21 protein-coding genes are annotated in these 22350 nt (G+C 65.0%); 14 read left to right on the forward strand and 7 right to left on the reverse strand.

The window, feature by feature from the left end; translation table 11 throughout:
- Positions 1–29: 29 nt before the first annotated feature.
- Positions 30–2870 carry a preprotein translocase subunit SecA gene (gene secA, locus PMI42_RS35915; RefSeq protein WP_008144606.1) on the reverse strand — a complete coding sequence of 947 codons (2841 nt, stop codon included), beginning with the start codon at positions 2868–2870 and terminating at the stop codon, positions 30–32.
- A gap of 354 nt (positions 2871–3224) precedes the next feature.
- On the opposite strand from secA, the gene PMI42_RS35920 reads away from it, so the two are divergent.
- Both PMI42_RS35920 and argJ read left to right on the forward strand, forming a co-directional pair.
- A complete protein-coding gene (locus PMI42_RS35920) occupies positions 3225–4133 on the forward strand; it encodes a peptidylprolyl isomerase (protein WP_008144608.1) in 909 nt (302 codons plus the stop codon).
- A 101-nt stretch (positions 4134–4234) separates the two neighbouring features.
- Positions 4235–5476 (forward strand): bifunctional glutamate N-acetyltransferase/amino-acid acetyltransferase ArgJ, encoded by a 1242-nt coding sequence (gene argJ, locus PMI42_RS35925; RefSeq protein ID WP_008144610.1) that lies wholly within the window; start codon positions 4235–4237, stop codon positions 5474–5476.
- Positions 5477–5653: 177 nt separating this feature from the next.
- Here the strand turns inward: argJ and PMI42_RS35930 are convergent, their stop codons facing one another.
- Positions 5654–6985: a TadE/TadG family type IV pilus assembly protein gene (locus tag PMI42_RS35930; protein WP_008144612.1), complete on the reverse strand. Its 1332-nt coding sequence runs from the start codon at positions 6983–6985 to the stop codon at positions 5654–5656.
- 136 nt (positions 6986–7121) lie between these two features.
- Between PMI42_RS35930 and PMI42_RS35935 the strand changes: the two genes are divergently transcribed.
- Positions 7122–7532, forward strand: a complete 411-nt coding sequence (locus PMI42_RS35935; protein WP_008144614.1) for a (deoxy)nucleoside triphosphate pyrophosphohydrolase — start codon at positions 7122–7124, stop codon at positions 7530–7532.
- A 132-nt stretch (positions 7533–7664) separates the two neighbouring features.
- Here the strand turns inward: PMI42_RS35935 and PMI42_RS35940 are convergent, their stop codons facing one another.
- Positions 7665–8513 carry a methyltransferase domain-containing protein gene (locus PMI42_RS35940; protein WP_035967837.1) on the reverse strand — a complete coding sequence of 283 codons (849 nt, stop codon included), beginning with the start codon at positions 8511–8513 and terminating at the stop codon, positions 7665–7667.
- A 138-nt stretch (positions 8514–8651) separates the two neighbouring features.
- Between PMI42_RS35940 and PMI42_RS35945 the strand changes: the two genes are divergently transcribed.
- The 5 genes from PMI42_RS35945 to PMI42_RS35965 are packed head-to-tail and all read left to right on the forward strand — an operon-like array spanning position 8652 to position 11439.
- Complete coding sequence (locus PMI42_RS35945; protein ID WP_035967866.1) at positions 8652–8966, forward strand: NIPSNAP family protein; 315 nt, start codon at positions 8652–8654, stop codon at positions 8964–8966.
- Positions 8967–8970: 4 nt separating this feature from the next.
- Complete coding sequence (locus tag PMI42_RS35950) at positions 8971–9762, forward strand: ComF family protein (RefSeq protein ID WP_008144621.1); 792 nt, start codon at positions 8971–8973, stop codon at positions 9760–9762.
- A gap of 47 nt (positions 9763–9809) precedes the next feature.
- Positions 9810–10085, forward strand: a complete 276-nt coding sequence (grxC, locus tag PMI42_RS35955; protein ID WP_008144622.1) for a glutaredoxin 3 — start codon at positions 9810–9812, stop codon at positions 10083–10085.
- On the forward strand, positions 10082–10960 hold the full coding sequence (locus tag PMI42_RS35960; protein WP_008144624.1) for a carbon-nitrogen hydrolase family protein: 879 nt from the start codon (positions 10082–10084) through the stop codon (positions 10958–10960). Before grxC ends, PMI42_RS35960 begins: the two co-directional genes overlap by 4 nt.
- Positions 10957–11439 (forward strand): DUF1178 family protein, encoded by a 483-nt coding sequence (locus PMI42_RS35965; protein WP_008144627.1) that lies wholly within the window; start codon positions 10957–10959, stop codon positions 11437–11439. The genes PMI42_RS35960 and PMI42_RS35965 overlap by 4 nt, the downstream gene beginning before the upstream one ends.
- Here PMI42_RS35965 and PMI42_RS35970 read toward each other — a convergent pair.
- From PMI42_RS35970 to PMI42_RS35980, 3 genes are all read right to left on the reverse strand, one after another.
- The gene (locus PMI42_RS35970) at positions 11436–12335 is read right to left on the reverse strand and encodes an EamA family transporter (RefSeq protein ID WP_008144628.1); all 900 of its coding nucleotides are present in this window, start codon (positions 12333–12335) and stop codon (positions 11436–11438) included. The two genes, PMI42_RS35965 and PMI42_RS35970, sit on opposite strands and share 4 nt — an antisense overlap.
- 104 nt (positions 12336–12439) lie before the next feature.
- Entirely contained in the window at positions 12440–13210 is a 771-nt protein-coding gene (gene ubiG, locus PMI42_RS35975) for a bifunctional 2-polyprenyl-6-hydroxyphenol methylase/3-demethylubiquinol 3-O-methyltransferase UbiG (RefSeq protein WP_008144630.1), read from the reverse strand.
- 14 nt (positions 13211–13224) lie between these two features.
- Complete coding sequence (locus tag PMI42_RS35980; protein WP_035967856.1) at positions 13225–13692, reverse strand: PH domain-containing protein; 468 nt, start codon at positions 13690–13692, stop codon at positions 13225–13227.
- Positions 13693–13844: 152 nt separating this feature from the next.
- Between PMI42_RS35980 and PMI42_RS35985 the strand changes: the two genes are divergently transcribed.
- The 5 genes from PMI42_RS35985 (at position 13845) to PMI42_RS36005 (ending at position 21012) form a co-directional block, all read left to right on the forward strand.
- Complete coding sequence (locus PMI42_RS35985; RefSeq protein WP_035967858.1) at positions 13845–15101, forward strand: aspartate kinase; 1257 nt, start codon at positions 13845–13847, stop codon at positions 15099–15101.
- Positions 15102–15455: 354 nt separating this feature from the next.
- Positions 15456–17723, forward strand: a complete 2268-nt coding sequence (gene ptsP / locus PMI42_RS35990; RefSeq protein WP_008144636.1) for a phosphoenolpyruvate--protein phosphotransferase — start codon at positions 15456–15458, stop codon at positions 17721–17723.
- Positions 17724–17781: 58 nt separating this feature from the next.
- A complete protein-coding gene (gene prfA / locus PMI42_RS35995) occupies positions 17782–18867 on the forward strand; it encodes a peptide chain release factor 1 (protein ID WP_008144638.1) in 1086 nt (361 codons plus the stop codon).
- Entirely contained in the window at positions 18864–19757 is an 894-nt protein-coding gene (gene prmC / locus PMI42_RS36000; protein WP_008144640.1) for a peptide chain release factor N(5)-glutamine methyltransferase, read from the forward strand. The genes prfA and prmC overlap by 4 nt, the downstream gene beginning before the upstream one ends.
- A gap of 463 nt (positions 19758–20220) precedes the next feature.
- Positions 20221–21012, forward strand: coding sequence for a DUF4167 domain-containing protein (locus tag PMI42_RS36005; RefSeq protein WP_008144642.1), 792 nt, complete (start codon positions 20221–20223; stop codon positions 21010–21012).
- Positions 21013–21067: 55 nt separating this feature from the next.
- Here PMI42_RS36005 and PMI42_RS36010 read toward each other — a convergent pair whose 3' ends face one another.
- A complete protein-coding gene (locus PMI42_RS36010) occupies positions 21068–21811 on the reverse strand; it encodes a methyltransferase domain-containing protein (RefSeq protein WP_008144644.1) in 744 nt (247 codons plus the stop codon).
- A gap of 108 nt (positions 21812–21919) precedes the next feature.
- On the opposite strand from PMI42_RS36010, the gene PMI42_RS36015 reads away from it, so the two are divergent.
- On the forward strand, positions 21920–22350 hold a 431-nt coding region (locus tag PMI42_RS36015), incomplete at its 3' end, for an MBL fold metallo-hydrolase (RefSeq protein ID WP_008144646.1).

Here is a 22350-nt window from a genome sequence, read left to right on the forward strand (position 1 = left end):
GTTTTGCGCCTCACAAAGCCATTCAAGCCTTACGCATACCGCCCGTGGCAGTGCTTGTACTTCTTGCCGCTGCCACACGGACAGTCCTCGTTGCGACCGACCTTGCCCCAGCTGGCGGGGTTTTTGGGGTCGCGCAACGCCGCGTCGGTCGCCTGCGCTCCGAGCGAGACGCTGGCGAGCGCCATTTCGTCCTCGCCGGTGTTCGGATCGAATTTGTGCGCTTCCATCGGCGGCAGCACGGGGGCTTCCTGCTCCGGCGGGACGATCTCGACACGCATCAGCTGCGCCGTGACCGCCTCGCGCAGATGCGCGCTCATCTCCTGGAAGAGATTGAAGGCTTCGGTCTTGTACTCCTGCAACGGATCGCGCTGGCCGTAACCGCGCAGGCCGATGACCTGGCGCAGATGGTCGAGCATGATCAGATGCTCGCGCCAGAGATGGTCGAGCGTCTGGAGCAGGATGGTCTTCTCGACGTAACGCATCACGTCGGGGCCCCATTGCGCGACCTTGGCCGCCATGTGCTCGTCGGCCTTGGTCTCGATGCGGTTGAGCAGCTCCTCGTCGGCGATGCCCTCTTCCTTGGCCCAGTCCTGGACCGGCAGGTCGAGATCGAGCACGCGCTTCAGCTCTTCCTTCAGGCCGGCCGTGTCCCACTGCTCGGCATAGGCATGCTCGGGCACGTGCTTGGTGACGAGATCCTCGATGAAGGCGTGACGCATGTCGGTGACGGTCTCGGCGACGCTGTCGTCCTTCATCAGGTCGACGCGCTGGTCGAAGATGACCTTGCGCTGGTCGTTCTGGACGTTGTCGAACTTGAGCAGGTTCTTGCGGATGTCGAAGTTGCGCGCCTCGACCTTCTGCTGCGCCTTCTCGAGCGCCTTGTTGATCCAGGGATGGATGATGGCCTCGCCCTCTTGCAGGCCGAGACGCTGCAGCATGCTGTCGAGGCGATCCGAGCCGAAGATGCGCATCAGATCGTCTTCCAGCGACAGGAAGAACTTCGAGCGGCCGGGGTCGCCCTGACGGCCGGACCGGCCGCGCAGCTGGTTGTCGATGCGGCGGGATTCGTGGCGCTCGGAGCCCATGATGTAGAGACCGCCGGGCTTCTTCACGGTCTTGGCGGGCTTGCTGCCCTTCGCCGGCTCGATCTCGACGATCTCCTCGGCCTTCAGCACGATGTCGCGGAAGTGCTCGATGTCGGCTTTGATCTGCTCGATCTTCTGCGCCTTCTCGGCCTCGTCGGTGATTCCGGCAGTCTCCTGCTGGATGCGCATCTCGAGCGAGCCGCCGAGCTTGATGTCGGTGCCGCGGCCGGCCATGTTGGTCGCGATCGTGATCGCGCCGGGCACTCCGGCTTCCGCGACGATATAGGCTTCCTGCTCGTGGAAGCGCGCGTTCAGCACCGCGAACAGCTTCGCCGGCTTGTTGGCGCGAGCCGCGGCGTACAACTTCTGCATCGAATTCTCGTTGCCGAAATCGATCTGCCGGTAGCCGTGCTTCTTGAGGTATTCGGCAATCACTTCCGACTTTTCGATCGAGGCGGTGCCGACCAGCACCGGCTGCAGCCGCGCATTGGCGCGCTCGATCTCGGCCAGGATCGCGGCGTATTTCTCGTTCTGGGTGCGATAGACCTCGTCGTCCTCGTCGAGGCGCGCGATCGACAGATTGGTCGGGATTTCCACGACCTCGAGCTTGTAGATGTCGAACAGCTCGTCGGCTTCCGTCAGCGCGGTACCGGTCATGCCGGCGAGCTTTTCGTACATGCGGAAATAGTTCTGGAAGGTGATCGAGGCCAGCGTCTGGTTCTCGGGCTGGACCTGGACGTGCTCCTTGGCTTCCAGCGCCTGGTGCAGGCCTTCGGAGTAGCGCCGGCCGGCCATCATGCGGCCGGTGAACTCGTCGATGATCACGACCTCGTCGTCGCGGACGATGTAGTCCTTGTCGCGCGTGAACAGCGTGTGGGCGCGCAGCGCCTGGTTGATGTGGTGCACGATCGAGACGTTCTCGACGTCGTAGAGCGACTCGCCCTTGAGCTGGCCGGCATCGCGCAGCAGCCCCTCGATCTTCTCCATGCCGGCTTCGGTGAGCGTCACCGTGCGCTGCTTCTCGTCGACGTCGTAATCGGTCTTGTCGAGCTTGGGCAGGAAGCCGTCGATGGTGTTGTAGAAATCGGAACGGTCGTCGAGCGGGCCGGAGATGATCAGCGGCGTGCGCGCCTCGTCGATCAGGATCGAGTCGACTTCGTCGACGATGGCGTAGAAGTGCGGCCGCTGGACCATGTCCTCGAGCCGGTACTTCATGTTGTCGCGCAGATAGTCGAAGCCGTATTCGTTGTTGGTGCCGTAGGTGATGTCGCAGGCATAGGCCGCCTTGCGCTCGGCATCGTCGAGGCCGTGCACGATCACGCCGGTGGTCAGGCCGAGGAAGCCGTAGATCTGGCCCATCCAGCCGGAGTCGCGGCGTGCGAGGTAGTCGTTGACGGTGACGACGTGGACACCCTTGCCGGCGAGCGCGTTGAGGTAGACCGCAAGCGTTGCGACCAGCGTCTTGCCTTCGCCGGTCTTCATCTCGGCGATGTCGCCCTCGTGCAGCACGATGCCGCCGATCAGCTGGACGTCGAAATGGCGCTGGCCGAGCGTGCGCTTGGCGGCCTCGCGCACGGTGGCGAAGGCGGGCACCAGGAGGTCGTCGAGCGTCTTGCCCTCGGCGAGCTGCTTCTTGAACTCGGCGGTGCGGGCCTTGAGCGCCTCGTCGGAGAGTTTCGAGACTTCGGGCTCCAGCGCGTTGATCGCGTTGACGCGGGACTGGTATCCCTTCACCCGCCGGTCGTTGGCGGATCCGAAAAACTTGCGGGCGAGCGCGCCGATCATGCCTAGTTCCTGTGTTCGCGATTCAACCGCGTTGCAGCCAAGAAGTTGTCACCCGCCTGCCTATCAACTCACCGTGACGCCTGATGGCGCCAGAGCCCGGACTGCGGGGGGTCATCCGCCATATGGGTGGGAATTGAGCCAGTCTGGGTTCAACGGCCAAAAACGCAGCAAAATAAACGCCATCGCCATGGTCGCGACCGGGCAGAGATATGGCCCGGTCAGGGCCTTGTCAACGGCGGGCGCATTGCGGCTAATTCATCATTTTGACAGACTTTTCGCGTTGCCAAGCCCCCCTGAATTGGGCGAGTGTCCGCCCCGCTCGAGCAGCCCCCTGCTTCAACAAAAGGATTTTCCATGACCACCTCGTTCCCGGTAACCAAAACCGGCCTGCGCTTCGGCCTCGCCACCGCCCTCGTGGGCTGCCTTGCGCTGGCGCTGATCGCGGGTCCCGGCCGGGCTGCCGAAGATCCGGTCCTGGCGAAGGTCAATGGCGCTGAAATCAAGAAAAGCGACGTGGCCATGGCCGAGGAGGAACTCGGACCGAGCCTCGCCCAGATGGACCCGGCGACCAAGGACGAGAACGTCCTGTCGTTCCTGATCGACATGAAGATCGTCTCCAAGGCCGCCGAGGACAAGAAGGTCGCCGACGGCGAAGAGTTCAAGAAGCGCATGGCGTTCGCCCGCAACCGGCTTCTGATGGACAGCCTGCTCGCCCAGGAGGGCAAGGCGGCGACGACCCCGGATGCCATGAAGAAGGTCTATGAGGAGGCCTCCAAGCAAATCACCGGCGAGCAGGAAGTGCGCGCCCGCCACATCCTGGTCGAGACCGAGGACGAGGCCAAGGCGGTGAAGGCCGAGCTCGACAAGGGCGCCGATTTCGCCGAGCTGGCCAAGAAGAAGTCCAAGGATCCGGGCTCCGCCGACGGCGGCGACCTCGGCTTCTTCACCAAGGAGCAGATGGTGCCGGAATTCTCGGCCGTGGCCTTCGCGCTGGAGCCGGGCAAGATCTCCGACCCCGTGAAGTCGCAGTTCGGCTGGCACATCATCAAGGTCGAGGAAAAGCGCAATCGCAAGGCGCCTGATTTCGAGCAGGTCAAGGCCCAGATCGAGCAGTACGTCACCCGCAAGGCCCAGGCCGACTACGTCGCCAAGCTGCGCACGGAAGCCAAGGTCGAGCGGCTGGACCAGCCGGCGGCGGACGCCAAGCCGGCCGATGCGGCCAAGCCCTCCGACAGCAAGATGGCGCCGCCTGCGAAGAAGTAAGAATTCGCTGTCACTTCGGTGACGCCAAGAGTATCTAAGCATCGCAATGGCCGGGCATCGCCCGGCCATCTGCATATTCAGACCCCATCAAGGCGCCCTCGATGTCCTCCTCCGTCTCCCCGCTCGCCCCGACAAACGTTCCCGACATGCCCACCATTGCGGGCATCCGTCTCGCGACCGCCGAGGCCGGCATCCGCTACAAGAACCGCACCGATGTGCTGCTGGCAGTGATGGACAAGGGCACTGCCGTTGCCGGCGTCTTCACCAAATCGAAGTGCCCGTCGGCGCCGGTCGAATGGTGCCGTGCAAAATTGAAGGGCGGCAAGGCCCGCGCGCTCGTCGTCAATTCCGGCAACGCCAACGCCTTCACCGGCAAGACCGGCCGCGGCTCCACCGCGCTGACCGCCAAGATCGCGGCCAAGGCGGTCGGGTGCAGCGAGAGCGAGATTTTCCTGGCCTCGACCGGCGTGATCGGCGAGCCGCTGGACGCGACCAAATTCGACGGCGTGCTCGGCCGTCTGGCTGAATCCGCCGAGCCCGGCGACTATCTCGCCGCGGCCAAGGCGATCATGACCACCGACACCTTCCCAAAGGTCGCAACCGCGACCGTCAAGCTCGGCAAGGCCAAGGTCACCATCAACGGCATGGCCAAGGGCGCCGGCATGATCGCGCCCGACATGGCGACGATGCTGTCCTTCATCTTCACCGACGCGCCGATCGCCCCCGCCGCGCTCCAGGCCCTGCTCAAGGCCGGCGTCGAGGACACGTTCAACGCGGTCACGATCGATGGCGACACCTCGACCTCGGACACGCTGCTGGCCTTCGCGACGGGCGCCGCCGCCGAGCATGGCGCGCCGAAAATTAGCCGGGCCGGCGATCCGCGCCTGAAAGCCTTCGTCAAAGCCTTCAACCAGGTGCTCGCCAACCTCTCCGAGCAGGTCGCCCGCGACGGCGAAGGCGCCCGAAAGCTGGTCGAGATCACCGTCGAGGGCGCCAAGACCAAGGCCTCGGCACGCAAGATCGCGATGTCGATCGCCAACTCGCCGCTGGTCAAGACCGCGATCGCCGGAGAGGACGCCAATTGGGGCCGCGTGGTGATGGCGGTCGGCAAGGCCGGCGAGCCCGCCGATCGCGACAAGCTCTCGATCTCGTTCAACGGCATCCGCGTCGCCAAGAGCGGCGCACGCGATCCGTCCTACGATGAAGCGCAGGTGTCGGAAGCGATGAAGGCGCCGGAGATCGCAATCAAGGTCTCGCTCGGCCTCGGCAAGGGCCGCGACCGCGTGCTGACCTGCGACCTCACGAAGGAATATGTGGCGATCAACGGGGATTACCGGTCGTAGCTCTTCTCTCTCCGTCATCCTGAGGTGCGAAACGTGCGTTGCGAAGCAGCGCACGTGAAGCCTCGAAGGATGCACGGCCACGCTGCCGCCGTGCAGGGAAAGCCGGGCTCGTCGCCCTTCGAGGGCCGCTGAAGAAGCGGCCACCTCAGGGTGACGGGGATAGAACTTCGGTTCAAATCACCCCGCAATCCGCGCGTCCGCGACAGCCTTCTTGAACAGCGCGTTCATGGCATCCGAGATGCCTTGCGTCGGGCTCACCTCGAAATACAGGCCCGGCGTGGCACAGCTTTTCATGTTCTGTGCGATCTCGCTGTTCGGCGACGGCCCGAACGGTCCCTTGTTGAAGGGGTCGATGTAGCTCATGTACCAGGAATTGGTCGGAAGCTGGAGATAGGTGGTGTAGAGCACCGCGATCTTGATGCCGCGGCTCTTGATCGTGGTGCAGAGCGAGACGTCGATCGGAGACTGGCAGCGTCCACCGCTCACCGTCGGCTTGGCGCAGCCGGTGTTGTACTCGTCGGCGACGCCGTCGGAGACGAAGAACAGATATTTCATCGGTGCCGCCGACGTGCCGGCGCCGGGCGCGGCGATTACACTGTTGATCGCAGGGAAGACCGTGCTGAACTGCGTATCCTTGTCGGCTGTGTAGGCGTCATTGTTGCCGAAGACGCCCATCAGGTCGATACCGCCGGCGGCTGTCTTGGCGCTCGACAGGCTCGCCGACAGCGAGAACAGTGCGCGCAGGCCGATGGTCTGCGACGAGGCGCCGAAATCGTAGATCGCCATGCGGAACTGGTTCGAATAGGTTTCGGTGGCGCCGGCGGTGTCCATCAGCGACTGGGTCGCGCTGCGCAACACGTCGATCCGCGTCGTCACGCCGAGCGTCTTGGCGAGGTTGTAGTAGTTGTTCGCGTCGTTGTAGTCGTGACAGGCGAAGGCGCATTTGTCGGACGTGTTGTTGACCATCTTGGTCACGTCCGCCGGGGTTGCCGCCACGCCCATCGACGGCGAATTGTCGAGCAGCAGATAGAAGTCGACATAGAGCGGCATGCTGGCCGTCGAGGTCGACGTCCCGCTCATGGACAGCGCGGTCTTGCCGATCACGCCAAGGAACATGGTGTTGATGGTGCCGCTGAACGTGACGGTCGAGGTTACGGCCGAGCCGCTCTTGACCACCGTCGGAGTGACGCTGTTGAGCATGTAGCCCGTCAGATTGGCGACGTTCGCATTGAAGATGTTCTTTGCGTCGGTGACGCCGACCGCGATCGTACCGTCCGAGGTCATCGAGCCCGCGGCGGCAAACGCCGGCGAAGCCTTGGCGACCGAGCCGACGCTGGCCGCATCGGCCGCGGCCTGGAGCTTGGACCGGATCTGGGTCGCGCGGGCGTAGTCGACCGCGCAGCCGACCACAGTGATCAGGGGAACGCAGGAGAATGCGAAGATTACCGCGATATTTCCGCGCCGGTCGCGGGCAAATCGGCGCGTGATGGTGTGAAACGCAGCGCGCATGGGTCGGCCCCCGAAGGTTCAAGCGTTTCCACTCTAGGAACCGTCGATTAAATATGACTTATGGAAACCGTAGAAATGCGGGCCGCAACAGGGTTAACGAACCGTTGCGGATCATCTTCACCGAGCGACATCATCCATGCCCGATCTCAAACTGACACTGGTGGTGGCCTGCGCGCTGGTCGACGCCGACAAGCGCGTCCTGATCGCGCAGCGCCCCGAAGGCAAGACGCTGGCCGGCCTCTGGGAATTTCCCGGCGGCAAGTGTGAGCCCGGCGAGCGGCCGGAGCAGAGCCTGATCCGCGAGCTCTCCGAGGAGCTCGGCATCATTGTTGCCGAGCCGTGCCTGGCCCCGCTGACCTTTGCGAGCTACGGCTACGAGACGTTTCATCTGCTGATGCCGCTCTATATCTGCCGGCGCTGGGAGGGACAGGTCACGCCACGCGAGGGCCAGAACCTCGCCTGGGTCCGCGCCAACAAGCTGCGCGACTACCCGATGCCGCCCGCGGACATCCCGCTGATCCCGCATTTGATTGATCTGCTGATGTGAGCCCGAGCTGTGCGCCGGACGCAGCGCAGCGCTCTTGCGGTGCGCTGCAGAGCCGGGGCCCATGCTTGCAGCGAACTGGGTCCCGGCTCTGCGCAGCAGCGTAAGAACGCTGCAGCGCGTCCGGGACACGCGCTACTCCCTCCCCGCTTTCTTCACCGCCTCAGCCAGGCTCGCTTTCGCCGACCCCGGCTTCAACGGCTGCTGCTGGCTCGCATGCGGGGCCCAGCCGGAGAGCCAGACAATGTCGAACGTGGCGCGGATGCGACCGTCGGCATCGGCAAAACGTTCGGCATAGATTTCGGCCATGCGCAGCAGCGTCGCGCGCCGGCTCGGCGTGCGGCGCCGCTCGATCAGCACATTGGCCGCACCCATGCGCCTGAGATCCTGCATCAGCGCAAAGGCATTGCCATAGCGCACCACGACGCGGTCGACGTCGGTGACCGGCAGCGCAAAGCCCGCCCGCTGCAACAGCGCGCCGATATCGCGCAGATCGGCGAACGGCGCGACGCGTGGCGACACCCCGCCCTCGCATTCGGCCTCCGCTGCGGCAAACGCCTGCCGCAGCTCGGTGAGGCTGTCGCCACCGATCATCGCGGCCAGCAGCAGGCCGTCGGGCTTCAGCGCACGGCGGATTTGCGCGAGCACGCCCGGCAGGTCGTTGACGAATTGCAGCGCCAGCGCCGAGACGACGAGGTCGCGGCTCTCGGGCGAGAATGGCAGCTTCTCTTCACCGGTTTGACCAAGCGCAATCCGCTGAAGTGACGGCAGCCGCACGCGCAGCGTCGCGAGACCCTCGCCGGGCGTCCAGAGATCGGCCGGAGCATGAAACTCCCGCATCACCGCGGCGAGCCGGTCGGACATGTCCTCGGCCACCCGGTCGAGCAGGAAGGTGACCTCGCCCTGTGCCTGCGCGCGCTGCTGCCGCGCATGCAGCAAGGCGCGATCGAACAAGGCGGGCGGGGTTTGCGGGTTCTGGGCCATTCCGCTGGTTACGCCGATCACGGCGGTTCTGGCAATCCACTGCGTGGGGCGCTAGCTTCCCTCATGGCGGCCGGCATCGGCCTCGCGTTCCAAGCCAACAATCCGCGCCAGATACGCGGCGTGCCGGAGTATCCGACGATGATCACGTGTTACCTGCGATACGAGGTCTCGCCGGACAAGCTCGCCGAATTTGAGGCTTACGGCAGGATGTGGCTGGAACTACTGCCGAGATTCGGCGGCATCCACCACGGGTACTTCCTGCCGTCGGAAGGGGCGAGCGACGTCGCGCTGGCGATGTTCAGCTTCCCGAGCTTCGCGGCCTACGAGCAATATCGGAAAGACAGCGCCGAAGATCCGGACGTCCATAAGGCGATCGCCTTTGCACGGGAAACGCGCTGCTTCCGCCGTTATGAGCGATCGTTCTTCCGGCCCGTGCTCCCGAACGAGCCGTAGGCCGATGAACGCCGAGGCATCACGTGCCATTTCGAGCTATCTGCGCGGCGCGCTCGGCACCGGCCGCCACGTGCTGGCGCGCGCGGCACGGCTTGCCCTCGACATTGCGCTGCCGACCCTGTGCGTGTCCTGCCGTGAGCCGGTCGATGGCGAGGGCGTCTGCGCGGCCTGCTGGGCGCGGCTGTCTTTCATCGAGCGACCCTACTGCCCGCGGCTCGGCATCCCCTTTGTCTACGATCCCGGCCCCGACACGCTGTCGATGGAGGCGATCGCGAGCCCGCCGGCCTACCAGCGGGCGCGCGCGGCGGTGCGCTATGACGACGTCGCGCGCACGCTGGTGCACGCGCTGAAATACCAGGACCGCACCGATCTGGCGCCGGCCATGGGCCGCTGGATGGCGCGCGCGGGCGGCGAGTTGCTCGCCGGCGCCGACATGCTAATTCCCGTTCCCTTGCATTGGCGCCGGGCCTGGCGCCGCCGCTACAACCAGTCCGGAGCGCTGGCGCGCATCATCGAGCGGCAGTCCGGCGTGAAAGTGCGGGGCGAGGTGCTGCGCCGGGTGCGCGCTACCGAGCAGCAAATCGGCCTGTCGCGGGCCCAGCGTGCCACCAATGTGCAGGGCGCATTCCAGGTATCTCCCGACCGGCAGACCGAGGTCCAGGGCCGGCGTATCGTCCTGATCGATGACGTCCTGACCTCGGGCGCGACGCTGGATGCCTGCGCGCGGGCCCTGCTCCGCGCCAAGGCGGCCCAGGTCGACGTGCTGGTCTTTGCCCGGGTTGTGGAGGTCAGGTGAAGTCCCATATAATTCAATGAATTCATGACATGAGAGCGCCAGACAACATGACCGCCGCTGTCGAGATCTACACCAGGCCGGGCTGCGGCTATTGTTCCGCCGCCAAATCGCTGCTGACCCGCAAGAAGGCGACCTTTACGGAGTTCGACATCGCCAAGAACCCGTCCTGGCGCGAGGAGATGTACGACCGCGCCGGCGAGGGCTCGACCTTCCCGCAGATCTGGATCGGCGGCACCCATGTCGGCGGCTGCGACGACCTCTACGCGCTCGATCGCGAAGGCAAGCTCGACGCAATGCTCGAAAGCGTGAAGGCGGTATCATGAGCGAGAACAAGACCTTCACCGCCGCGATGGTGCAGATGCGCACCGGCCTGTTGCCCGAGCCGAGCCTTGCGCAGGCCACCAAGCTGATCCGGCAGGCTGCGGCTGATGGCGCCGACTATGTGCAGACGCCCGAAGTCAGCAACATGATGCAGCTGAACCGCACGGCGCTGTTCGAGCATCTCCAGAGCGAAGAGGACGATGCCTCGCTGAAAGCGTATCGGGCGCTCGCGGCCGAGCTCAAGATCCACATCCATGTCGGCTCGCTGGCGCTGCGCTTCTCCGACGAGAAGGCGGTGAACCGCTCCTTCCTGATCGGGCCCGAGGGCAATGTGCTCGCGAGCTACGACAAGATCCACATGTTCGACATCGTGCTGCCGGACGGCGAGAGCTATCGCGAATCCGCCAATTACCAGCCGGGCGAGACCGCCGTGATCTCCGACCTGCCCTGGGGCCGCGTCGGGCTGACGATCTGCTATGACGTGCGCTTCCCCGCGCTGTACCGGGCGCTGGCCGAGAGCGGCGCATCCTTCCTCACGGTGCCGTCGGCCTTCACCCGCAAGACCGGTGAGGCGCATTGGCACATCCTGCTGCGCGCACGCGCGATCGAGACCGGCTGCTTCGTGTTCGCAGCGGCGCAGGCAGGCACCCATGAAAACAAGCGCGAGACTTTCGGTCACTCGCTGATCATCGACCCCTGGGGCGAGATCCTCGCCGAGGGCGACGTCGAGCCCGGCATCGTCATGGCCAGGATCGACCCGGCCAAGGTCGAGACCGCCCGCCGCGCGATCCCCTCGCTCCAGCACGGCCGCCGCTTCGGCGTCGCCGATCCCAAGGCCGGGCCGGATCATCTGCACCTGGTGCGGGGATCGGCATGATCCGCTACGCGCTTCACTGCGACCGCAACCACGAATTCGAAAGCTGGTTCCAGAGTTCGTCAGCCTACGATTCGCAGGTGAAGCGCAAGCTGGTGACCTGCCCGATCTGCGGCTCGGCCAAGGTCGACAAAGCGATCATGGCGCCGCGCATCGTCGGCAAGAAGGGCCGCGGGCGCGCAACCCCGCCGCCGGAGCCCGCCGCGACGCCTGCGCCCGAGGCCGCACCATCGGGACCGACCTCGCTCCTGATGGCGCAGGAACGCGAACTGCGCGCCAAGCTCAAGGAGCTGAGAGACCACATCGTGAAGAACGCCGACAATGTCGGCGAGCGCTTTGCGAACGAAGCCCGCGCGATGCATTACGGCGACAAGGAGCACCGTCCGATCTATGGCGAGGCCTCACCCGACGAGGCGAAGTCGCTGATCGACGAGGGCATCGAGGTGTCGCCGCTGCCGACGCTGCCGGAAGACCGGAACTAAGCCCCCACCAGCACCGCCACGCCGATCACGATCAGCGCGATGCCAAGGATCTCGCGCGACGCGATCGGCTGCTTGAACGAATAATAGGCCACCGCTTGCGCGAACAGCACCTCGATAAGCGCGAGCGTGCGGACATTGGCGGCGGCCGTCAGCGCGAAGGCCAGGAACCAGAACTGCGAGGCGAAGGCGCCCATGAAGCCGGCAAGCAGCGACGGCTTCCATAATCCCAGGATCGCCTGAAGCACCTTTGGCGCGCGCCAGAGCAGATAGATCGTCAGGATCAGCGTCTGCACGAACAGGCCGAGCACCAGCGTGAACGAGGCCGAGGTTACAAAGGATACGCCGGGAACGTTGATGATCGCCCCCCGGAAACCAACCGCGGATAGGGCAAACGCTGCAGCCGCAACAAGGCCGGTGATCGTCGGCTTCAATTCCGCAAAGCTCTTCTCGCCGCCAGGCCGGAGCGCTGTGATGACGACGCCGATGGTCGCGATCACGATCGCCAACACCTTCAACCATGTCAGGTGATCGCCGAGAAAGACGAAGCCGAAGATCGCGGTCTGGATCGCCTCGGTCTTCAGGTACGCCGTCGTCACCACGAAGGAGCGGTCGTTCATCGCGAGCAGCATCAGCCCGGTGGCGACGATCTGGCTGAGCGCCCCGAGCAGCAGCCACGGCCAGAACACCGTCGGCGGCATGCCGAGATGATCGCCGGTGGCGACCAGCACCACGCCCAGAAACAGCAGCGAGAACGGAAAGCCGAACAGGAAGCGGATATTGGTCGCGCCCCAGGTCCCCAGCGGCTTCGTCAGCGAGCGCTGCATCGCATTGCGCGCGACTTGGCCGAGCGCGGCGATGACGGTGAAGGGAATCCAGAGGCTGGTGATGGTGAACATGGGCTGGAGGCTGAGGCTGAAGACTTCGGCCAACCTGCCGCTAGCGGCCAAGCAGGTCAATCACGCCCACGTCATAGGAGCGATGCTGACGCCTCGCTCACCCCTCACACCATCCCTTCGGCCACCACCATGTAGTTCACGTCCATGTCGGACGAGAGAGCCCATTTGTCGGCGAAGGGTGAGTAGACGACGCCGGTCTGCTCGGTGATGACGAGGCGGTTGTCCAAGAGATACTTCGTCAGCTCGTCCGGGGTGACGAACTTGTTCCACTCGTGGGTGCCGCGCGGCAGCCAGCGCAGGACGTATTCGGCGCCGACAATGGCGAGCGCAAAGCTCTTCCAGTTTCTATTCAGCGTCGAGACCACCATCAGGCCGTTCGGCTTCAGCATCGCGGCACAGCGCTTGAGGAAAACGCCGACATCGACGACGTGCTCGACCACCTCCATCGCCAGCACGATATCGAAGCGCTCGCGCGGGTCGATCTCCTCCACCGTGGTGCAGCGATAGTCGATCGCAAGATGGCTCTTGTCGGCATGCAGTTTTGCGGCCGCAATATTGCTCTGCGAGGGATCGACGCCGATGACCTGGGCGCCCAGCCGCGACAGCGGCTCGCAGAGCAGGCCGGCGCCGCAGCCGATGTCGAGCACGCGCAGTCCGCCGAGGCAGTTGAGGCTGCGCACGTTGCGCTCGAACTTGCGGCAGGCGGCGTCGCGGATATAGCCGAGCCGCAGCGGATTGATCCGGTGCAGCGGCGCCATCTTGCCCTTGGGGTCCCACCACTCCGCGGAAAGCTTCGAGAATTTCGCGATCTCGGCGGCGTCGACGGTCGAGCCGGGCTGGGCGGCGGAGGGGGACGTATTTTGCTGCATGCTCATGGTTAGGCGCGGTCCTACCGCGTGGTGATCGAACTACGGAAGGCCAGGGGCGAGGCGATGGTCCGGATGGTTTCGCGACCTTCGCCGACGCCGTTGATGGTCACGTCGCCGTAGTTGAGAATTCGTCCAAGAATCGTCTGATTGACATCGACGCTCTCGACCTTGTCCAGCGCCATCTCGAAGGTACGGCGCTTGATGAACCCGGTCTTGTGCACAACCCTGAGGTTGGTGACGTCGGTCTCGGTGGTGAAGCGATGGAACCAGCCTTTTAGGGTCCAATAGAGCGCTGCCAGCGCCACGAGGCCGGAGCCGACGAGGCACAGCAGCACGAGCCCTTCAACGATGGTTTGGCGGGACAAGACGAACAGCGCCAGAGCCACAATCCAGGCCAGGATGGCCGGAAAATAGAAGATCCAGTGCGCATTGGTCGAATACAGCACCTTCTCGCTGGGCTGAAGAATCTCGTCGATGTAACGCGCCATGATCTCGGTTAACCCACTACCCCCGCACCCTGCCCCCGCAGGAACCCGCTTGCCCCCGGCCCCGCCGCTATGTATACGCGCGGTCGGTGTCCGCGAGGCCCGTCCAGTGCGGGCCACCATACTGATCCTTATAAGGGAATGCACGCGTCGTCATGAGCCGCCTCGTGATGAAATTCGGCGGCACATCCGTCGCCAATATCGAACGTATCCGTAACGTCGCACGCCATGTGAAGCGTGAGGTCGACGCCGGCCATGAAGTGGCCGTGGTCGTCTCGGCGATGTCGGGAAAAACCAACGAGCTGGTGGCCTGGTGCACCGAGGCCTCGCCGATGCACGACGCGCGCGAATACGACGCCGTCGTCGCCTCCGGCGAGCAGGTGACCTCCGGCCTGCTGGCCATCGTGCTCCAGAGCATGGGCATCCAGGCCCGCTCCTGGCAGGGCTGGCAGATCCCGATCAAGACCAGCGACGCCCATGCCTCGGCCCGGATCGAGGACATCGACGGCAGCGAGATCATCAAGCGCTTCAGGGATCGCAAGGAGGTCGCGGTGATCGCCGGCTTCCAGGGCATCGACCCCAAAACCAACCGCATCACCACGCTCGGCCGCGGTGGCTCCGACACCTCGGCCGTGGCGGTCGCCGCAGCCGTCAAGGCCGATCGCTGCGACATCTACACCGACGTCGATGGCGTCTACACCACCGACCCGCGAATCGTGCCCAAGGCCAAGAGGCTCGACAAGATCGCGTTCGAAGACATGCTGGAACTGGCTTCCCAGGGCGCCAAAGTGCTCCAGGTCCGCTCGGTGGAACTCGGCATGGTCCACAACATGCCGATCTTCGTCCGCTCGAGCTTCGACAAGCCTGAGGATATCGACCCGCATGCCAACCAGCCGCCCGGCACGCTGATCTGCGGCGAGGAGGAGATCATGGAAAACCACGTCGTCACCGGCATCGCCTTTTCGAAGGACGAGGCCCAGATCTCGGTGCGCCAGATCGAGGACAAGCCCGGCGTCGCCGCGTCGATCTTCGGCCCGCTGGCGGATGCCAACATCAACGTCGACATGATCGTTCAGAACGTTTCTGAAGACGGCAAGACCACCGACCTCACCTTCACGGTGCCGGCCGCGGACTACACCCGCGCCAAGGACACCATCACCGCCGCCAAGGCCACGATCGGCTACCACCGGCTGGACACAGCCACCGACGTCGCCAAGATCTCGGTGATCGGCAGCGGCATGCGCAGCCACGCCGGCGTTGCCGCCCAGGCGTTCTCGGCCCTCGCCGGACGGAATATCAACATCCGGGCCATTACAACCTCCGAGATCAAATTCTCGGTTCTGATCGACACCGCCTATACCGAGCTTGCGGTGCGCACCCTGCACACGCTCTACGGCCTCGATCAGGCCTGAAGCGCGACCGCGGTCGCGCTTCACGTTGTTGTTTGAGCATGGTCTTTCCGGAAAACCGCTTCGCACTTTTCCGGACGTTGCTTAGGCTAATTTTCTCTTAGCGGTCGCAGCAAACGCGAAGGTGTACACACCTTCGCGTCTGGCAGGCGTTTTGCTTGGCAAAACAAGCCCCAATTCGCTATACGGCGAACAGGGTGGGCTGCCACAAACTGTGCCCCAGTTGAGGCGGTGCTGATTCGGCTCAAGCGAGAGCTTGGGCTGGCGCCGGATGAGCAAATTCGTTGTTTTTCTGGATTTTCGGGCGAGCCGCCGGAGCCCCTTTCGGGCCCGGCTGACGGAGGAGGTTGACGGTTCATGCGGAGCGCGTCGGGAGGTCCCCGCGTCTTGTTGAGACGGCTCCGCGAAACCATGGCGGAGCAGGTCTCGGCCCAGGAGCGGCTGGACAAGATCGTGGTGCTGATCGCCGCCAACATGGTGGCCGAGGTGTGCTCGGTCTATGTGCTGCGCGTCGACAACACGCTCGAGCTCTACGCCACCGAAGGTCTCAACCGCGAAGCCGTGCACCATACCGTGCTGACCGCCCATGAGGGCCTGGTCGGCCTCGTCGCCAGCGAGGCGACGCCGCTCAATCTCAACGACGCGCAGAGCCATCCGGCCTTCTCGTTCCGCCCGGAGACCGGCGAAGAAATCTATCACTCCTTCCTCGGCGTGCCGGTCCTGCGCGCCGGCAACACGCTCGGCGTGCTGGTGGTGCAGAACCGCGCCAAGCGCACCTATGTCGAGGAGGAGCTCGAGGCGCTCCAGACCACCGCGATGGTGCTGGCGGAGCTGATCGCCTCGGGCGAGCTGTCTGCGCTGGCGCAGCCCGGCCTGGAGCCGGCCGCGCGCCACTCGATGCAGAAGGTCGGCGCGATCCTGTCGGAGGGCATCGCGCTCGGCCATGTCGTGCTGCACGAGCCGCGCGTTGTCATCAAGGACTACATCGCCGAGGACCTGCCGAAGGAAATCAAGCGGCTCGACACTGCGCTCGCCAAGCTGCGCGCCGATCTCGACCGCATGCTGGAGCGCGGCGACGTCGCCGAGGGCGGCGAGCACCGCGAGGTGCTGGAAGCCTACCGCATGTTCGCCAACGACCAGGGCTGGTCGCACAAGCTGCACGAGGCGGTGGCCACCGGCCTCACCGCGGAAGCCGCCGTCGAGCGCGTGCAGTCCGACACCCGCGCGCGCATGCTGCGTTCGACCGATCCGTATTTGCGTGACCGGCTGCATGATCTGGAAGATCTCGGCTACCGCCTGATGCGGCAGCTGGTCGGCCAGGACCACGCGCCGTCACGTGAACAGCTGCCCGACAATGCCATCGTCATCGCCCGCGCGATGGGCCCGGCGGCGCTGCTGGACTACGACCGCAAGCGCCTGCGCGGCATCGTGCTGGAGGAGGGAACCGCCAACTCCCACGTCTCGATCGTGGCGCGCGCGCTCGGCATTCCCGCTGTCGGCGAGGTGCCGAACGCGCCCGGCATCGCCGATCCCGGCGACGCCATCATCGTCGACGGCACGTCGGGCTCGATCTATGTCCGCCCGTCGCAGGAGATCGAGGCGGCCTTCGCCGAGCGCGTGCGCTTCCGCGCCCGCCGCCAGGCGCAGTATCTGGCGCTGCGCGACCGGCCCTGCGTCACCAAGGACGGCCAGAAGGTCGAACTGATGATCAATGCGGGCCTGGCCATCGACCTGCCGCATATCGAGGACACCGGCAGCGCCGGCATCGGCCTGTTCCGCACCGAGCTGCAATTCATGGTGGGACAGAGCCTGCCGCGCACCAGCGACCAGCTCGCGCTCTATCGCGCCGTGCTGGATGCCGCCGGCACCAAGCCCGTGACCTTCCGCACCCTCGATATCGGCGGCGACAAGGCGCTGCCCTATATGGAAGCGGTGATCGAGGAAAATCCTGCGCTGGGCTGGCGCGCGATCCGGCTCGGGCTCGATCGTCCCGGCCTGCTGCGCGGCCAGATCCGTGCGCTGCTGCGCGCCGGCGGCGGCCGTGCGCTGCGGATCATGTTCCCGATGATCTCGGAGGTTGCCGAGTTCGATTCGGCGAAGGCGCTGGTCGAGCGCGAGCTCACCTATCTGCGCCAGCACGGCCATACGCTTCCGGAGCGCATCGACATCGGCACCATGGTCGAGGTGCCGGCCCTGCTCTACCAGCTCGACGAGCTGCTGAAGAAGGTCGACTTCATCTCGGTCGGCTCCAACGATCTGTTCCAGTTCCTGTTCGCGGTCGACCGCGGCAACGCAAAAGTCTCCGAGCGCTTCGACACCATGTCGGCGCCGATCCTGCGCGCGCTGCGCGACATCGCCCGCAAATCCCATGCGGCGAAGAAGTCGCTCTCGCTCTGCGGCGAGATGGCCTCCAAGCCGATCGGCGCGCTGGCGCTGATCGCGATGGGCTATCGCTCGCTGTCGCTTTCGGCGACCGCGCTCGGCCCGGTCAAGGCGATGGTGATCGACCTCGACGCGAAGAAGGCCGAGGCGATGCTCGGCCCCTTGCTGGACGCGCCCGCCGGCAGCATCTCGATCCGGCAGAAGCTGACGGAATTTGCCGAGGCCGAAGGCCTGGCCTTGTAGCGGGCCTGTCGCCCGCGTTCCGCCGCCTCGCTTCTTTCCGCCATTTGAGACTTATCCGATGTCGTCACTCCCCGAAGCCAAACTCGACGTGCTCCTTGCACATCATGCCTCTCTTGAGGCCGAATCGCTGGGACAGCTCGCTTCCGAACGCTACGTGCAGATCACGCGCGAGCTGGCCGAGCTCTCCCCCCTGATCGACGCGGTCAAGACGTATCGGTCGGCCGTGAAGGAACTCGCCGACACCGAGGCCCTGATCGCCGATGCCACCACGGACGCCGAGATGCGCAGCATGGCGGAAGCCGAGCGCGCCGAGCTGACGCCAAAGATCGAGGAGCTGGTCCAGAAGATTCGCGTGGCACTGCTGCCCAAGGACGCCATGGACGACCGCAACGTAGTGCTGGAAATCCGCGCCGGCACCGGCGGCGACGAGGCCTCGCTGTTCGCCGGAGACCTGTTCCGGATGTACGAGCGCTTCGCCGCGCTGCAGGGCTGGAAGGTCGAGGTGATCTCGGCGAGCGAAGGCACGGTCGGCGGCTACAAGGAAATCATCGCGGAGGTACAGGGCCGCGGCGCGTTCTCGAAGCTGAAATTCGAATCCGGCGTGCACCGCGTGCAGCGCGTGCCCGATACCGAGACGCAAGGGCGCATCCATACCTCGGCGGCAACGGTGGCCGTGCTGCCGGAGGTCGAGGATGTCGACGTCGAGATCAAGAACGACGATCTGCGCATCGAGACCATGCGCGCGCAGGGCGCAGGCGGCCAGCACGTCAACAAGACCGAATCGGCGATCCGCATCACCCATATCCCGACCGGCATCGTGGTGATGATGCAGGACAGCCGCTCGCAGCACAAGAACCGCGCCTCGGCCATGAACATCCTGCGCTCTCGCATCTACGATGCCGAGCAGCAGCGTATCAACGCGGCGCGCTCTGCCGAGCGCAAGGAGAAGGTCGGCTCCGGCGACCGCAGCGAGCGCATCCGCACCTATAATTTCCCGCAGGGGCGCGTCACCGACCACCGCATCAACCTGACGCTCTACAAGCTGCCTCAGGTGATCGCAGGCGAGGCACTCGGCGAATTGACCGATGCACTGACGACCGAGCATCAAGCCGCGCAGCTCGCCGCCCAGGGCGCCGCGGCGTGACGCGCCGCGTGATAAACCCCTTCACCGGACAATCGATCGAGAGCGCGCGGCGCGCCATGGCTGCACAGCTGCGATCGGCCCGGATCGACGAAGCCGAACTCGACGCCCGCATCCTGCTCGGTGCCGCCCTCGGCCTCGATCTCACGGGCCTGATTACGCAGGCCGCGCGCCTGCTCACTGAAGCCGAGGCGTCGCGGCTCGCGCAGCAGGCAGAGCGCCGCATCGCAGGTGAGCCGGTGGCGCGCATTCTCGGTGTCAGGGAATTCTGGGGCCTGCCGTTTCGTCTGTCGGAAGCAACGCTGGTCCCGCGCCCGGATACCGAGACCGTGGTCGAGCGCGCGCTCGAAATGTTTCGCGAACAGCAACGATCGCATCCGCCTGTCATCGCCGACATCGGCACCGGATCCGGCGCCATCCTGCTCGCGCTGTTGCACGAGATTCCCGATGCCTTCGGCGTAGGCACCGATCTCAGCCTCATGGCACTCGATACGGCAAAGGCCAATGCGGTTGCTCTCGGCCTCGCCGACCGCGCCGCCTTCGTCGCCTGCTCCTATGCGGCAGCACTCGAGGGCCCGTTCGATCTGATCGTGTCGAATCCGCCCTACATTCCCTCGGGAGAAATTCCGAAACTGAGCATCGAGGTGCGCGAACACGACCCGCATCTGGCGCTCGACGGCGGCAATGACGGATACGACGCCTACCGTGCTGTGATCCCGCAGGCGGCCGAGCGGCTCGTGCCCGGCGGCGCGCTGATCGTGGAGGCCGGCCAGGGGCAGGCCAGCGATATCGAAAGCCTGATGACGGCCGCCGCATTGACGGTCGACCGGCCGCCCAAGGCCGATCTGGCGGGCATCCCACGGGCCGTTTCGGCCCGAAAAATGACCCCATAAAAGCCGGATTGGCCTGCAAAAAACCTCTTGGAATATCCCCTGGGAACGACTACCTTCCATTCAACACATCGGTGTCGGCCCCGTAGACCTACGGGCGAAAGCCGGGCTCTCAAGCGAGAGCTTCACTGATTTAAGGTTCCAAGCCGCAGGTCCTGTTAAGCGCGATGGCCCATTGAGCTGCGCTGCTTTCCGACCGCAAAGTGAACGAAAGCCTGATATTGCGCTTGAAGACTTACGCAACAAAGCTGGGCTTGTTTCGGCAGGCGATATGAATGGGTTCGCTGGCAATGGACGCTGGCGGGTGGGGAACGCGTCTTTGTTGAACGCGACGGTCGACGAACAATGGCAGGGTTCGATCCGCTCTTGCGCGCGGTGCGCGAGAGAGATGTGAACTGCTGTCATCAGGTCACTCTCGGCAATCAGTAATGCGTGCAACCTTTAGGGCTGGAATTAAAGGCAGGACATGAGAAACGGTCAGAACAAGCAGCGGATGCGCAACCGCAACAATAATAACAACAATAACAATAACCGGCGCGGCCAGAACCCGATGACCCGGGTCTACGAGTCCAACGGACCCGACATCAAGATCCGCGGCACCGCCTCGCACATCGCTGAGAAATATCTCCAGCTCGCGCGCGATGCGCGCTCCTCCGGCGACCCCGTTGCGGCCGAGAACTACTACCAGCACGCCGAGCATTACTTTCGCCTGATCGCGGCGGCCCAGGAGCAGTTCCGCCAGAACCAGCAGCCGCGCGGCGACGAGCCGATCAGCAACAGCAGCGGCGACGACAGCGAGGACGACGGCGAGAATTTCTCGAATTTCGGCCAGGAGCCGGGCTTCGTTCCGCAGCCGCAGCAGCAGAATTTTGCGCGTGACGGCCAGCGCGATCACCAGCAACGCGACTATCAGCAGCGCGACGGCCAGCAGCCCTATCAGCGCGATAACCAGCAGCCGCGCGAGCATCGCGAACGCGACCATCGTCCGCAGCCGCAATATCAGCCCCAGCCCCAGCCGATACCGCTGAACCAGCCGCAGCCCGTCGTCGCCGACACCGGCAGCGTCGACCGGCTGCCCTCCTTCATCACCGGCCCGCAGCCGCAGGTGAATGGCGGGGCGAATGGCGGCCAGGCCAATTTCGAAGGCGGTGGTGGCGGTGAGCGCTTTCCGCGGCGGCGCCGCCGGCCGCATGGCCCGCGCCCCGAGCGCGAGGCCGCTCCGGCCGCATCGAGCGATGAAGTCGCCCCCGGCGAATAAGCTTCTCGAGATGTGCTGAACTGAAATCGTCCCGGCCCCGCCGGGACGATTTTTTTTAGCTGCGCGTCACCGTCGTCGAGGACGGCACCAGCACCGGCTTCAGCGAGGGAATCAGCCGCGCCCGCTCGCGCTTGGCGGGAATCGCCCGATAGACCTGCTTGGTGGCTTCCACGATGTGCACACCGGCAAAGGGCAGCGACAGTGCCGCGCCGGCACGCTCCCACATCTGCGCCGATTTCAACACCCAGCGGCCCGAATAGGGCGGCATGAACAGCGCCTCGCCCCACGCGGTCGGCGTGAACCAGGTCTGACGCAACAGGTCCGTGATCTGCGAGCGCGAATAGGGCCGGCCGTGACCGAACGGCGTGCTGTCGGTACGGGTCCACACCCCGCGCCGGTTCGGGATCACCGCGATGACACGGCCGGAGGGTGACAGCACGCGCCACACCTCGCGCAGCAGTGCTGCCGGATCGTCCGACATCTCCAGCGCATGGACCAGCAGGATGCGGTCGACCGCGGCGTCGGGCAGCGGCAGCGAGAATTCGTCGACCAGGGAAGCCAGGGCCGGCCGCCCTGTCGGCCATTTCAGCACGCCCTGGGCGGCCGGCATGAAAGCGATACAGCGCTCCGCGTCCTCACGGAACAACCCCAGATAGGGCGTGGGATAACCTATGCCGAGCACGCGCTGGCCTTCGGCGCCCGGCCAGCGCTCCCTGATGCCGCGATTGATCATTTGCCGCGCCACGATCCCGAGGCGACGGGAATAGAATTCGCGAAGATCGACGACGTCGATGGTCATGACGGCAATGTAACATGCACAAGGCGGCCGCTGCGCGCCGAATATTGCATTGCCTGCGCAACGTTAACGCCATATTTGTCTGGCGGGGCTGAGCGCGATGGAGATGTCATGGCCGCCGAAATTCGTACTTTCAGCTGTTTAAACGACAATTTCGGTTACCTGATCCACGATGTGGAAACCAAGGCGACCGCGTCGATCGACGCGCCGGAGGCCGGCCCGATCCTGAAAGCGCTGGAGCGCGAGGGCTGGCAGCTCACCGACATCCTGATCACGCATCATCACGGCGATCATGTCGGCGGGGTCGCCGAACTCAAGCAGAAATTCAATTGCCGCGTCGTCGCGCCGCATGACAAGACGACGAAGATCGCCAATGTCGACCTGCGCGTCGCCAATGCCGACGTGGTCAAGATCGGCAATTTGCTGGCGCGCGTGCTCGAAACGCCCGGCCATACGCTCGACCACATCTCCTACGTGTTCGACACCGAGAAGACGCTGTTCGCAGCCGACACGCTGTTCTCGATCGGCTGCGGCCGCGTCTT

Origin of the sequence: Bradyrhizobium sp. YR681, from assembly GCF_000282615.1 — a bacterium.
In the GTDB taxonomy this organism is placed as follows: domain Bacteria; phylum Pseudomonadota; class Alphaproteobacteria; order Rhizobiales; family Xanthobacteraceae; genus Bradyrhizobium.

Bases quoted from the DNA above. Each gene is read 5' to 3' on its own strand.
- ubiG (WP_008144630.1), bottom strand. From the start codon at position 13,210: ATGAGCATGCAGCAAAATACGTCCCCCTCCGCCGCCCAGCCCGGCTCG.
- PMI42_RS35960 (WP_008144624.1), top strand. From the start codon at position 10,082: ATGAGCGAGAACAAGACCTTCACCGCCGCGATGGTGCAGATGCGCACC.
- PMI42_RS35940 (WP_035967837.1), bottom strand. From the start codon at position 8,513: ATGGCCCAGAACCCGCAAACCCCGCCCGCCTTGTTCGATCGCGCCTTG.
- PMI42_RS36005 (WP_008144642.1), top strand. From the start codon at position 20,221: ATGAGAAACGGTCAGAACAAGCAGCGGATGCGCAACCGCAACAATAAT.
- PMI42_RS35970 (WP_008144628.1), bottom strand. From the start codon at position 12,335: ATGTTCACCATCACCAGCCTCTGGATTCCCTTCACCGTCATCGCCGCG.
- PMI42_RS35920 (WP_008144608.1), top strand. From the start codon at position 3,225: ATGACCACCTCGTTCCCGGTAACCAAAACCGGCCTGCGCTTCGGCCTC.
- PMI42_RS35930 (WP_008144612.1), bottom strand. From the start codon at position 6,985: ATGCGCGCTGCGTTTCACACCATCACGCGCCGATTTGCCCGCGACCGG.
- PMI42_RS35985 (WP_035967858.1), top strand. From the start codon at position 13,845: ATGAGCCGCCTCGTGATGAAATTCGGCGGCACATCCGTCGCCAATATC.
- PMI42_RS35980 (WP_035967856.1), bottom strand. From the start codon at position 13,692: ATGGCGCGTTACATCGACGAGATTCTTCAGCCCAGCGAGAAGGTGCTG.
- ptsP (WP_008144636.1), top strand. From the start codon at position 15,456: ATGCGGAGCGCGTCGGGAGGTCCCCGCGTCTTGTTGAGACGGCTCCGC.
- PMI42_RS35950 (WP_008144621.1), top strand. From the start codon at position 8,971: ATGAACGCCGAGGCATCACGTGCCATTTCGAGCTATCTGCGCGGCGCG.
- PMI42_RS35965 (WP_008144627.1), top strand. From the start codon at position 10,957: ATGATCCGCTACGCGCTTCACTGCGACCGCAACCACGAATTCGAAAGC.
- PMI42_RS36010 (WP_008144644.1), bottom strand. From the start codon at position 21,811: ATGACCATCGACGTCGTCGATCTTCGCGAATTCTATTCCCGTCGCCTC.
- PMI42_RS35935 (WP_008144614.1), top strand. From the start codon at position 7,122: ATGCCCGATCTCAAACTGACACTGGTGGTGGCCTGCGCGCTGGTCGAC.
- prfA (WP_008144638.1), top strand. From the start codon at position 17,782: ATGTCGTCACTCCCCGAAGCCAAACTCGACGTGCTCCTTGCACATCAT.
- grxC (WP_008144622.1), top strand. From the start codon at position 9,810: ATGACCGCCGCTGTCGAGATCTACACCAGGCCGGGCTGCGGCTATTGT.
- argJ (WP_008144610.1), top strand. From the start codon at position 4,235: ATGTCCTCCTCCGTCTCCCCGCTCGCCCCGACAAACGTTCCCGACATG.
- secA (WP_008144606.1), bottom strand. From the start codon at position 2,870: ATGATCGGCGCGCTCGCCCGCAAGTTTTTCGGATCCGCCAACGACCGG.
- PMI42_RS35945 (WP_035967866.1), top strand. From the start codon at position 8,652: ATGATCACGTGTTACCTGCGATACGAGGTCTCGCCGGACAAGCTCGCC.